Genomic DNA, 13,746 nt, shown 5'->3' on the forward strand with positions numbered 1-13,746 from the left:
AACTAAAAAGCCATGGATATTGACTATGAACCATATGCCTCATTTCTTTTCTTTTTTCCTAAATTCAGCCAATAATCCCAATTTTATGAAGAAATTTTTAGGTGCTGCGGTATTTGGTCTATTATCGTTTCAGGCTTTTGCCCAAAATGAGATCAGTTATACGGTTTCCTTTCCAAATGCTATCCATCATGAGGCTGAAATCAGCATGTTTGTCCCAAATGTTCCGGCTGGTACACTAAAGGTTAGCATGAGCAGATCCTCTCCCGGTCGTTATGCTACACATGAGTTTGGGAAAAATGTATATCACCTGAAAGCTTTCGATGCATCAGGCAAACAACTGGTCATTAAACAGCCAGCGGGCGGCGTATATGAAATCCCTAATCATGGCACTAGTGTAAAAGTGAGCTATACTCTTTTTGGAAATTGGATCGACGGAACCTATGCCGGTTTTGATGAAACCCATGCACACATGAATATGCCGGCAACTTTTGCTTTTCCGGTAGGCATGGATAACAGACCGCGACTGGTGAAATTCAATTATGCCGAAAAACAGAACTGGAAAGTGGCCACACAACTCAAACCAATGGCCAATGGGACTTATTTCGCCCCAAATCTTCAATATTTTATGGACAGCCCGACCGAAATTGCCAATTATAAAACGGCAAGCTGGCAGGTTAAAAATACCGATGGTAAAGTACAGACCATCCATTTAATTACGCATTCTAACGACGATCAGAAAACCAATGATAATTATGCTGAAATGCTTAAAAAAATGGTTGATGAACATGTTGCCGTTTGGGGCGAATTTCCCACATACGATTACGGTAATTATTATTTTCTGGATGACGTATATCCGGAGAATGCGGGTGATGGAATGGAGCATAGAAATTCCACTTCAATTGTGCAGCGTACGCCAAAAATTGCAGGTTATGAAATAAACCTCCTGGGCACATTTTCGCACGAATATTTCCATAGTTGGAATGTTGAGCGTTTAAGGCCAAAAACTTTAGAGCCCTTCAATTTTGAGCATGCCAACATGAGTGATGAACTTTGGCTGGCTGAAGGATTTACCCAATATTATGGCAATTTGCTGTTAACCCGGGCGGGTTTAAAAACTGTAGATAATGCCGTGCAAACTTTCAACGGCCTGGTAAACGCTGTTTTAAACTCTCCGGGTGCAAAAAACTTTTCGCCGATTGAGGCCAGCAGGTATGCGGTGTTTGCCGATGCTGGCGTGGCTATAGATCAGACCAATAAAGGCAATATTTTCACCTCCTATTATACCTATGGTGCCGCAACAGCTTTGGCTTTAGATCTTCGCTTAAGAACTGAATTTAAACTCAGCCTTGATGATTATATGCGTGCGCTTTGGAATGCTTATGGCAAACCTGAAATTGCCTATACGATTCCTGATTTGGAGAAAACCTTAGCAACACTAACCAAAGATCCTGCTTTCGCCACCGATTTTTTTAAAAAATATATTTACGGCACCGAAAAGAACGATTATGCCAGGCTGCTTTTAAATGCAGGCCTTGTTTTGCGTAAAGCTAATCCTGGTAAAGCTTTTGCTGGCTTTGGCAAAATTAATCCGTTGGATGGGAAATTGATTTTAGGACAAACGCTGATGGGTACACCTGCATATCAGGCGGGTTTAGATGTCGATAATGTATTGCTAAGCATCGATGGTGTGGCATTAAAAGAGGTAGCTGCGGTTACGGCCATTACTGATGCTCACCAACCCGGCGATGTGCTGAAGCTTACTTATCTTTACCGTGGAGAGCAGAAAGCGGCACAATTAACCTTAGTAGAAGATCCAGCTTTAGAAATTGTTCCGATTGAAAAAACAGGCGGGAATTTAACCCCGGCCATGCAGGCTTTCAGAGATAAATGGTTAACATCGCAGGTTAAATCTAAATAGCACTAAAAATACTTATTATATGAAGAAAATATTCTTTTTTACCCTGGTCGGGATGGCAAGTTTGCAGCTTAAAGCGCAAAACATAAATAAAATCATTACCCGCGAATACACCGATCACCTGATTAAAACCTTAAGTGCCGATGATATGCAAGGGCGTGCAACCTTTACGCCTGGTATTGATAAAGCGGCTACTTTTATCGAATCTGAATTTAAAAAGATTGGTTTACAGCCTTTGCCTGGTGAGAAAACTTTCCGTCAAACCTTTAACAAATATCAGGTTACCAACCAAAGTACCATTGTTAAGATTGATGGACAGGAAGTTGCCCCGGAAAATTTAATCGTTTCAGGCGTAACTTCAGAAAGTGTTTCGCTTGATAAGTCGAATACCACGGTTGTTAAGTTAGATCCTGAAAAAGCATTTGTGCCTCAACTCAGGGCAATGATGGGTGCTGGGAAAAATCAGATTGTTCTGGTTGACAGTAAATTTACCGACCTGTTTAACCGCTATAGAAGTTACTTCGGTAAACCTGCAACTGTTGATGAGAAAGATGTTAAAGCAACTACAAGCGCTGTACAGGTTTTTGTTTTAGGGAAAGATGCCGCGGCAGATTTTTCGGCAACATTTAAAAGTAAGGTAGATAAAATGCCTTTATTTAATGTTGCAGGGGTAATTCCAGGTAAATCAAAAGCGAAAGAAATTGTGGTTTTCTCAGGCCATTATGATCATTTGGGCTTTTTAAAAAGTGTTGATGGCGATAGTATTGCCAATGGTGCAGATGATGATGCCTCTGGAACAACAGCTATGATTGCACTGGCCAAGTATTACAAAGCGCAGAAAAACAATGCGCGTACTTTAATCTTTGTTGCCTTTACAGCTGAAGAAATCGGTGGTTTCGGTGCAAAATACTTCTCAGAAAAATTAAACCCTGATGAGGTTGTGGCGATGTTTAATATTGAAATGATCGGTAAAGATTCGAAATTCGGTAAGAATACGGCCTTCATTACCGGTTACGAAAGATCTGATTTCGGTAAGATTTTACAGAAAAACTTAGCAGGAACTGAATTTACCTTCCACCCGGATCCATATCCGGATCAGAACTTATTTTACAGGAGTGACAATGCAACTTTAGCTGCTTTAGGCGTTCCTGCACACACCATCAGTACCGATAAAATTGATATCGATAAACTGTACCACAGCGTGAAAGACGAATACAGTTCTTTAGATGTAGAAAATATACTTTCTACCATTAAAGCGATTGCAAAGAGTGCAATTACGATTGTAAACGGAACAGATACCCCAACAAGGATTCCAAAGTTGAAGCAGTAATAAAACATTCAAACCCGATAGGTTTTTTGTAGCCATGTCGTCATGCTGAATTTATTTCAGCATCTATCATGCTATTTAGACCCTGAAATAAATTCAGGGTGACGGTTGCATTTAAACCCGCGATGTTTGTACGAATCGAACAAAAAAAATGGCCAGTGAAAATCACTGGCCATTTTTATTTTTTGCAAACTTCCGAAGTTCTCTCCGCTCTTGCCTTTCGAAACTTCGTAAGGAAATTACTTACTCAAATACATCGATTTGTCTTTGTAAAGTTTGCGGAAGTAAGGATCTTCCAAATCTTTGATGAAACGGATCGCCTCACCTGTAGATTTCATTTCAGGTCCTAATTCTTTCGCCACCTCCGGGAATTTCTCATAAGAGAAAACCGGTTCTTTAATTGCATAACCTTTTAGTTTACGAACGATCGTAAAATCTTTCAGTTTTGCTACGCCTAACATAATTTTAGCTGCAATATTGATGTATGGAACATCGTAAGCTTTTGCAATGAAAGGAACCGTGCGCGATGCCCTTGGGTTTGCCTCGATTACATAAACTTTCTCGTCCTTGATGGCGAACTGAATGTTTAATAAACCACGTACATCTAATGCTTTAGCAATTTTGATCGAGTATTCTTCCATTGCTTTAGTTACCTTCTCTGGTAAGCTGAATGTAGGTAATACTGCAAATGAATCTCCTGAGTGAATACCTGCAGGCTCGATGTGTTCCATCATTCCCACAATGTGTACATCCTCACCATCAGAGATTGAATCAGACTCTGCTTCTTCTGCCCTATCTAAAAAGTGATCGATCAATACACGGTTGCCCGGTAAATCGCCCAATAATTTTACTACTGCTTTTTCCAGGTCCTCATCGTTAATTACAATGCTCATGCCTTGTCCACCCAAAACATAACTCGGACGAACCAACACCGGGTAACCAACTTCGTTTGCTACAACAATTGCTTCTTCAGCATTTTCTGCAACACCATATTTTGGATAAGGAATACCTAAATCTTTCAACAAGTCTGAGAAACGGCCGCGGTCTTCTGCAATGTCCATGTTCTCAAAAGATGTTCCGATAATTTTGATGCCCCTTTCCGTTAACTTCTCCGCCATTTTCAAAGCTGTTTGTCCACCCAACTGAACGATAACGCCCACCGGTTTTTCCAGCTCAATAATTTCGCGTACATGCTCCCAGAATACCGGCTCGAAGTATAATTTATCGGCCATGTTAAAGTCTGTTGAAACCGTTTCAGGATTACAGTTAATCATGATGGCCTCGAAACCTGTTTCTTTAGCAGCCAATAAGCCGTGTACACAGGAGTAATCGAATTCGATACCCTGACCGATACGGTTAGGGCCTGAACCCAATACAATTACCTTTTTCCTGTCAGAAGGAATAGATTCATTTTCCTCTTCGAAAGTAGAATAATAGTATGGTGTTTTGGCCGGGAACTCCGCAGCGCAAGTATCAACCATTTTATATACCCTGTTTATGCCTAAAGCTTTACGGCGATCGTAAACTTCATCTTCCGTAACATTGCCTAACAACCAGGCGATCTGAATATCAGAGAACCCTTTTTGTTTAAGCGTTACGAAGAAATCTTGAGGGATATTGTTTAATGAATATCTTTTTAATTCAGTTTCAAGCAATACAAGCTCCTGAATCTGGTTTAAGAACCACTTATCAATTTTGGTTACCTTACGGATCGACTCCAAAGGTACGCCCATTGTCATGGCATCTTTTATTAAGAACAAACGGTTCCATGAAGCATGCTCCAAACCGTCCATAATCTCTTCAATATTGCGCACCTGTCTGCCATCGGCACCTAAACCAGCGCGGTTGATCTCTAAACTCTGACAAGCTTTTTGTAATGCTTCGATAAAAGTACGGCCAATTGCCATTACCTCACCTACCGATTTCATCTGCAAGCCAAGCTCTTTGTTAGCGCCTTTAAATTTATCAAAGTTCCAGCGAGGTATTTTAACGATTACGTAATCTAAAGTAGGTTCGAAATATGCTGAAGTGGTTTTGGTAATCTGATTTTCAATTTCATCAAGGTTGTAACCGATGGCTAGTTTTGCCGCAATTTTTGCAATTGGATAACCCGTTGCTTTACTTGCCAAAGCTGATGAACGCGATACACGTGGGTTAATTTCGATGGCGATAATTTCATCGTTTGCCGGGTTAACCGAAAACTGAACGTTACAGCCACCCGCGAAATTACCGATTGCACGCATCATTTTGATCGCCTGGTTACGCATTTCCTGGTAACAACGATCAGATAAGGTCATTGCCGGAGCAACAGTAATCGAATCTCCTGTATGGATACCCATCGGATCGAAGTTTTCGATCGAACAGATAATGATTACGTTATCGTTGCTATCTCTTAACAACTCTAACTCGTATTCTTTCCAGCCTAAAACAGCTTTCTCTACCAGTACTTCGTGTGTTGGCGAAGCTTCTAAACCACGTTTTAAAGCGGCATCGAACTCTTCTTTTTTGTGTACGAAACCACCACCAGAACCACCTAAAGTATATGATGGGCGGATTACCAATGGGTAACCGATTTCTTGTGCTGCTTCTTTACCTTCTAAAAATGAGTTGGCAATTTTCGATTCTGCAACACCTACACCAATATCAACCATTAACTGGCGGAAAGCTTCACGGTTTTCGGTTTTTTCAATTGCCGCAACGTCTACACCAACAACTTTTACTCCATATTTTTCCCAAACACCACGTTCTTCAGCTTCTTTACACAGGTTTAGTGCGGTTTGGCCTCCCATTGTAGGAAGTACTGCATCAATTCTAGGTAAATCTGCAGAGTCGATATGCTCTTGTAAAATAACCTCTATTGAATCAACAGATAACGGACGCAGGTAAACATGGTCGCCGATAACCTTATCCGTCATAATAGTAGCCGGATTGGAGTTGATAATGGAAACGGTAATCCCTTCTTCTTTTAAAGAAAGAGCCGCTTGTGAACCTGAGTAATCAAATTCACAGGCTTGGCCAATAATAATTGGTCCAGATCCGATAATCAGTACTGAGCGTATGGAAGTGTCTTTAGGCATGATAAAGCTTAAACAATAATTAAAATTCTAAAGTGTTGGTTCTTTTGAAACCTTGAAAGCAACGAGATTTTGTGCTTGTAAGAAGAAAAATCCCAACTGTTCTGTCGGGATGCAAAGATACATCTTTAGATGTGATTTTAAGACGTTTTTTTAAAATAAAAAAGAGCACTATTTAAGTGCTCTTTTTAGATTTTTCTTTTGCGAAATGAACTACTGTTGTAATTTAATTTCGCCTAAATCTGTAGTGGCGCTATCTTTAACGGCAACCTTTTCTATAACAGCATCTTTATATGGCGCATTGGCTTTTACCACAACGGTATAAACACCTTCTTTAAGGTTAGTAAAAGTAAAAACACCCTGACTAATTTCCGCTTTCAGCGTGTCTGTCGCCGCTACAAGTGAAACAGCAGAAGCCGCATCACTTGGTGTAATTTTTCCAATGATTCCGCCCACTTTAATATTTGTAAAGGCAATTGAACCTAAAGCAAATACAATGAGCAGCGATAATACAACACATAACTTTTTCATGGTATAACGTTTTAGTTGTTGATGTCTTAAATAAATAACAGCATTTAGTGCAAATAGTTTTAAATAATGAACACTATTTTTCTGATTGTACTATAAATTATACACGAGTGTAAAATACGAATGTACGATTTCATGGTAAATGTTAATTAGTGTTAAAAGATTTTCGTAAAAGTGGCGCTATGAGTCAGAATTAAGTCACGAAGTTGTGATGATCGGAATATTGGCAATAATGTTGTAATAAGCAGAACATATATGCGTTTTGTATATACTTTAGACAATGATCTAAAGCTTCCTCCGCGGATTAGTTACCCGCCATGAGGATTTCTTCATAAATAGTTTGTTTGGTTTATTATCCGGTTAGAGGAGCCCTCCTCAACCGGATTTTTTCTTTTAAGGCTTTTTCTTTTACATTTGACCGTATTCAGAAAATGTATCGTGAATAAAAATATTAAAAAGATTGCTATTGTTGGCCCGGAAAGTACGGGAAAATCTACTATATCTCAATTGCTGGCAAAATACTATAAAGTTTCGTGGGTACCAGAGTATGCCCGTTACTACTGCGAAAACCTGGTTGCCGATTATACACTACAAGATGAAGTGAATATGTACTACGGGCAGGTAGCGCTGGAGGATGCTATTTTAGTGACTACCGAAAGCGATTTTATCATTTGCGATACTACTTTTATTACAGTAAAGATCTGGAGCGATGAAGTGCTCGGTGAAACGCCAGAAATTGTATTAGATGCGCTACCCGAAAGACCTTACGATCTGTACCTGTTAATGGATATTGATTTGCCATGGAAGGACGATCCGCTACGCGATTTTCCGGAGAAACGCGAATATTTTATGGAGGTTTGGCATAACGAACTCCGTGCCTTGAATGCGAATTACAAAGTAGTTGGCGGATTGGGCGATGAAAGGGTAGCGAATGCGATTAAAACCGTTGATGATTTTTTAGGCAAATAGGAAATCGGGACTGAACTTGCAAAAGCAGGAATCAATGATTTCCTCATAGTTATTAAATACTTTTTCTTTTTAGGAAATGAAGGAGCAGTGTTTTATAGGTGCTGTAGTCCCGCCATTCGCTTTACTTCACCCGATAGAAATCGGGCTCGTGCTCGCTACTGTCAGGTTTATTGAACAAGGGCTTGTTATCATAATGCATAAAATACGAAACGTTCCTACGGAACGAAAAAAAAACATTTTTTTCTACCCGGCAGGCGTCCCGATGGGACGGCAAAGGCATAATATTCACAGATCGTCCCATCGGGACGATTCGTGGGTAGCCAATTGTTTAATTGGCGTTTTCGTTCCATAGGAACGTTTGCTATTAATCCGTTAATATTTCCGGATTCCTGGCCACCTAAACCCGGTCAAAGCGGGATGCTGCGGATTTAAGCACTATTTTTTGCTTTTTATGGTGTGCTTGCTTGTTTCACAGGTTTCATCGGCAGCAGAAGCGGGACTGAAGATGCCAAGCACTCAGAACCATCCATTTCCAAATCAACAAGAATTAATTTTATCTGCTTTTTGTGTTTTTATAAACAAAAGGCTAATTGTTCTTGGCTCTTTATGATGCATAAAATACGAAACGTTCCTACGGAACGAAAAAAAACAACATTTTTTTCTATCCGGCAGGCGTCCCGATGGGACGGCAAAGGCATAATATTCACAGATCGTCCCATCGGGACGATTCGTGGGTAGCCAATTTAATTGGCGTTTTCGTTCCATAGGAACGTTTGCTATTAATCCGTTAATATTTGCACATTCCTGGCCACCTAAACCCGATCAAAGCGGGATGCTGCCGATTTAAGCACTATTTTTTGCTTTTTATGGTGTGCTTGCTTGTTTCACAGGTTTCATCGGCAGCAGAAGCGGGAGCGGGACTGAAGATGCCAAGTACTCAGAACCATCCATTTCCAAATCAACAATAATTAATTTTATCTGCTTTTTGTGTTATTATAAACAAAAGGCTAATTGTTCTTGGCTCTTTAAGCTTTAGCACTATCAAATTTCTCTAAAACTGCGCTATTAAAGCCAACAACTCTTGTTATTGCTAAATATTTTCTACATTTGCCCCATCATTAGGGGTGCCTTGTTTAAATAACACAAAAACAGGCTGAGATCATACCCATTTTGAGGTGAAAGGTAGAAGGTGAAAAGGTAGAGGGTAATCCCATCAACCTTAAAACCCTCCAGCCATCAACCTCGAATGCACCTGATCCGGGTAATGCCGGCGTAGGGATTGGAGTTATGGAAGTTTAACTGAAAATCGGCAATGCCCCTTTTCCGATGAGTTTAACTAAAAACAATAAAATTGAAAAATTTACTTTATGCAGCGCTTGTTGCAATGTTGCCCTTCTTTGTATCGGCACAGATTTCTGTTACTGGTAAAATAACAGATCAAAACCAGCAGCCCCTTCTGGGTGCAACGGTTAAGCTGAGAAATCAAAAAACAGCAGTTGTAAGCGATGCCGCTGGAAATTACAGCATCACAAACCTGGTTAACGGAAAATATACTCTTGTGATCAGTTATGTAGGCTATAAAACAATTGAAAAGGCTGTAGAACTTAAACAGCATACCATGCTGGATTTTAGCCTCTCGCCACAAAATTTCTTAGCCGATGAAGTGATTGTTCGTGCAACGCGTGCAACAGAGAAATCGGCCACTACCTATAAGAATATTGGTAAAGAAGAAATACAGCAGAATAACTTTGGTCAGGATTTACCTTTCGTCCTCCAGAACACCCCAGGCGTTGTGGTTAACTCTGATGCTGGTGCTGGCGTGGGCTACACGGGTATCCGTATCCGCGGTAGCGACAATAGCAGGATTAACGTAACGGTTAACGGTATCCCGATAAACGATAGCGAAAGTCAAGGTACGTTTTACGTAAACATGCCCGATTTTGCTTCATCGGTAGATAACGTACAAATTCAACGTGGTGTAGGTACTTCAACCAATGGTGCAGGTGCATTTGGTGCCAGTTTAAATATCCAAACTACTGCAAGCGAAACGGAACCCTATGCAGAAGTAAATAATACTTATGGCAGTTTCAATACATGGAAAAATACTGTAAAAGTTGGAACAGGTTTGATTAACAACCGCTTTAGCTTTGATGGGCGCTTATCAAGAATCAGCTCTGATGGTTATGTAGACCGCGGATCATCACTACTTAAATCATATTTTCTCTCTGGTGCTTACCATGGCAATAAAGACCTGCTGCGCGTAAATGTTTTTTCAGGAAATGAGAAAACCTATCAATCATGGAACGGTATTCCGCAATCACGTTTGGAAAATGATGTGGTTGGAATGAATGCCTATGTTGCCAGAAACGGATTAGGTGCAGCCGATTCCACTAATCTTTTAAACGCTGGCAGAACTTACAACAGTTTCTTGTACAATAATCAAACGGATAACTATACGCAGAACCATTATCAATTAATTTATGCCAGACAGATTTCTGAACAGTTTTCGTTTAATGGTGCTTTACATTATACCAAAGGCGAAGGTTATTATGAAGAGTACAGGGCACAGGATAAATTGAAAAATTATGGTTTAAACCCGGTTGTTATTCCTGGCGGAACACCCATTACTGAAACAGATTTAATCCGTCGCCGTTGGTTGGATAACGATTTTTACGGGGTTACTTATGCTTTCAATTATGTGCCTGAAAAGAATTTAAACTTTACTTTGGGTGGTGCATACAACGAATATAAAGGTGCGCACTTCGGACAGATTACCTGGGCACAATATGCATCAAACGGAAATATAGACAGGCATTATTATGATAATGATGGTTTTAAGACCGATTTTAACGTTTATGGCAAAGTAAACTACAGCCCTGTAGAATCGTTAAGCTTGTTCGCCGACCTGCAATACCGCCGGGTATATTATGATATTGCAGGAACTGAGAACAAATTGAATACACTGGCCATTAACGAGACCTTAAATTTCTTTAACCCGAAATTTGGGGCTACTTATTTTATCAATCCACAGAGCAATGTTTACGCCTCTTTTAGCGTAGCCAACAAAGAGCCTAACCGCGATGACTATACAGATGCTGCAGTTGGTATTTCGCCAAAGCCAGAACGTTTGAATGATATAGAGTTAGGTTACCATTTTAAAGACAACAAATTTAATATAGGTGCCAATGCTTATGGCATGTTCTATAAAAACCAATTGGTAGTAACCGGGAAAATAAATGATGTGGGTGGAAACTTCCGTCAGAATGTGGATAAAAGTTACCGTTTAGGGATTGAGCTCGATGGTTCTTATACCATTAGTCAGCAGTTTGTATTAAATGCTAATGCGGCATTAAGCAGGAACAAGATCAAAAACTTTACCGAATATTATGATGATTACGATAATGGCGGACAGGTAGTAAACAACTATAAATTAACCGATATCTCTTATTCTCCAAAAGCGGTTCTTTTTGGCGAGCTGGTTTACAAGCCTGTTACTGGTTTTGCGGTAGCCTTGCAAAGCAAATATGTAAGTAAACAATACCTGGATAATACGCAGAACAATGATAGAACCATTAATGGTTATTGGGTAAGCAATGCACGTTTGGGTTACGACTTTAAATTTGCAGGGGTTAAAAACGTTAACCTGGGTTTATTGGTAAACAATATTTTCGATAAAAAATACGAAAGCAATGGTTATACCTATGGCTACCAGGCAGGTGGAAGCAGGGTAACCGAAAACTTCTTTTACCCACAAGCGGGAACTAACTTTTTGCTAAGCTTGAACGTGAAATTTTAAGAAAGTTGAAAAAACAGGATCGTCATTGCTGGATACACTTGCAATGACGATTTTGTTTATATTGCCCTCCTGATCTTAAAATCTGAGCATCCTTAAATCCTGTTTACCCCGTATGAAATACATAGAGCAACTTCATTACATCACGCATGATATCCCACATTTAAGCCACATCGAACAGGCACAACAGGCCTGCGAGGCTGGTGCAAAATGGATCCAGTACCGTTGCCTGAGCAAAAGTGATGAGGCACTCTTAAAGGATATTAATGCGATAGCCGAAATCTGCGATGATTGGGGCACCACCTTAATCGTTACCAATCATGTTCATTTAAATGGAAGGGCAGATATCCAGGGTTTTCATATAGAAGATATGGATACCGATTTTATCGCCTTGCGTAAATTAGTTGGCCATGATATTACCCTTGGAGGATCGGCAAATAGGGTAGAAAATTTAATCAGACTGGCAAAAGAAGGTGCCGATTATGCTGGCTATGGTCCATTTGCAGAAACTGAAACCAAACCCAACAATTATAACCTCTTGGGTATTGAAGGCTACCAGCAAGTAATAAAGGAATTAAAAGCTCAGTCCGTCAATATTCCAGTATTGGCTGTGGGCGGGATAAAAACCTACGATGTGGAAGCTTTAATGCAAACCGGTATTTATGGTATAGCCGTTTCCGGAGCCATTAATTTTGCTGACGATTTTATTGAAGCCTATCAGGATTTTTACACATTAGTTAAAGAAAGTGCTGTTAATTAACATTTTATAATTTGAACCGCATAGGATAATTTTTAGCTTTGGATAAAACCGAACAAAATATGTCTGAAAACGCTCTTCAAAACAATACGCCTTGGAACATTTATAAAAAAATCTCTTTCAGGTTCTTTTTCCTCCTCTTGTCTCTTTTCATTATCTTGAATAACAATGGAGCCTTTACGTTCCTATCAAGTGTACTGCAGTTACCAAACCTGGTATTGCACGATCTTATTCCTTGGTTCTCTAAACACATTATCCACTATAATTACGATTTTACAATTTATACCAATGGCAGCGGCGATACCTCTTATGATTGGGTATTGCTAGTCTTTATATTTTTGGTATCGGTAATTGGTAGCATCATTTGGTCGGTTTTAGACCGTAAACGCAAAAGATACAATACAGCTTATTACTGGCTTGTGGTACTGGTGAGATTTTATTTAGCCTTTACCTTGATATTATACGGCTCTATAAAAGTAATCAAACTTCAGTTTCCTGATCCTTCATTAATGAGGTTGCTTCAACCTTTCGGAAATGCATCTCCAATGGGGCTTGCATGGACCTTCCTCGGTTTTTCTAAAGGCTACAATATTTTTATGGGTATTATAGAAGTTTCTGCCATCATGCTTTTGTTCCGTAGAACGGTTGTTGTGGGTGCTTTTCTATCATTGGCCGCAACAGCGCATGTAATGTCGATGAATTATTTTTTCGACGTTCCTGTAAAACTACTCTCAACCGCACTTGTGGTGATGTGTGTGTTTATTTTGGCCCCACATTTCTTAAAACTATATCGCTTCTTTATCAGATATGAAAGCCAACAGCTCGAAAAAATGTATCGTCCAACTTTTAAAAAGAGATGGCTTTACTTTACGGCTTATGGTGCAAAATATCTGTACATTACTGCTTCTCTGGTGTTCTTGATATCATCATTAATTGAACAGAGAAAAACTTATGGTAGTGCGGCACCCAAACCATTTATGTATGGCATTTATAATGTTGAAAGTATGAAAGTTAAAGGTGAAACCTTAGCGCCTTTAACTACTGATAGTACGCGATGGAGACAGATGATTATTAATTATTCAGGATATGCAAGGATAAAGAAGATGAACGATAGTTCTGCTAATTTCACTACTGTTTTTGATCAGAAGAAAAAAGAATTGGTACTAAAATCGACTGATAAAGACTCCACTAAATATGTTTTAAACTATCATATTATTGGAAAAGACAGGCTGATTCTTTCGGGCCTAACAGAGAATGATTCTATATGGGTAAGTTTTAAGCGAAAAGACCTTAAAGATTTTAAGCTCATCAACAGGGGCTTCCATTGGATAAGTGAATATCCATACAATCGTTAATCATTTTACGTCCGGCTGATTCTTCTTA

The 13,746-nt window shown here is 39.6% G+C and carries 8 protein-coding genes; 6 read left to right on the forward strand and 2 right to left on the reverse strand.

Annotation, left to right across the window (positions count from 1 at the left end; genetic code table 11):
• Positions 1-85 precede the first annotated feature (85 nt).
• Both QF042_RS02340 and QF042_RS02345 read left to right on the forward strand, forming a co-directional pair.
• Entirely contained in the window at positions 86-1,918 is a 1,833-nt protein-coding gene (locus QF042_RS02340) for a M61 family metallopeptidase (RefSeq protein ID WP_307524961.1), read from the forward strand.
• Positions 1,919-1,937: 19 nt separating this feature from the next.
• Positions 1,938-3,245: a M20/M25/M40 family metallo-hydrolase gene (locus QF042_RS02345; RefSeq protein ID WP_307524963.1), complete on the forward strand. Its 1,308-nt coding sequence runs from the start codon at positions 1,938-1,940 to the stop codon at positions 3,243-3,245.
• Positions 3,246-3,481: 236 nt separating this feature from the next.
• Here QF042_RS02345 and carB read toward each other — a convergent pair whose 3' ends face one another.
• Both carB and QF042_RS02355 read right to left on the reverse strand, forming a co-directional pair.
• The gene (carB, locus tag QF042_RS02350; RefSeq protein ID WP_307524965.1) at positions 3,482-6,319 is read right to left on the reverse strand and encodes a carbamoyl-phosphate synthase large subunit; all 2,838 of its coding nucleotides are present in this window, start codon (positions 6,317-6,319) and stop codon (positions 3,482-3,484) included.
• Between the two features lie 210 nt (positions 6,320-6,529).
• Positions 6,530-6,847 (reverse strand): carboxypeptidase regulatory-like domain-containing protein, encoded by a 318-nt coding sequence (locus QF042_RS02355; protein ID WP_307524968.1) that lies wholly within the window; start codon positions 6,845-6,847, stop codon positions 6,530-6,532.
• 435 nt (positions 6,848-7,282) lie between these two features.
• Between QF042_RS02355 and QF042_RS02360 the strand changes: the two genes are divergently transcribed.
• The 4 genes from QF042_RS02360 (at position 7,283) to QF042_RS02375 (ending at position 13,718) form a co-directional block, all read left to right on the forward strand.
• Positions 7,283-7,813 carry an ATP-binding protein gene (locus QF042_RS02360; RefSeq protein ID WP_307524970.1) on the forward strand — a complete coding sequence of 177 codons (531 nt, stop codon included), beginning with the start codon at positions 7,283-7,285 and terminating at the stop codon, positions 7,811-7,813.
• A gap of 1,351 nt (positions 7,814-9,164) precedes the next feature.
• Positions 9,165-11,609 carry a TonB-dependent receptor gene (locus tag QF042_RS02365; protein WP_307524971.1) on the forward strand — a complete coding sequence of 815 codons (2,445 nt, stop codon included), beginning with the start codon at positions 9,165-9,167 and terminating at the stop codon, positions 11,607-11,609.
• Positions 11,610-11,721: 112 nt separating this feature from the next.
• Complete coding sequence (locus tag QF042_RS02370) at positions 11,722-12,366, forward strand: thiamine phosphate synthase (protein WP_307524973.1); 645 nt, start codon at positions 11,722-11,724, stop codon at positions 12,364-12,366.
• Positions 12,367-12,425: 59 nt separating this feature from the next.
• A complete protein-coding gene (locus QF042_RS02375) occupies positions 12,426-13,718 on the forward strand; it encodes a hypothetical protein (RefSeq protein ID WP_307524975.1) in 1,293 nt (430 codons plus the stop codon).
• Positions 13,719-13,746 lie beyond the last annotated feature (28 nt).

It is taken from the genome of Pedobacter sp. W3I1 (assembly GCF_030816015.1).
Classification (GTDB): Bacteria; Bacteroidota; Bacteroidia; order Sphingobacteriales; family Sphingobacteriaceae; genus Pedobacter.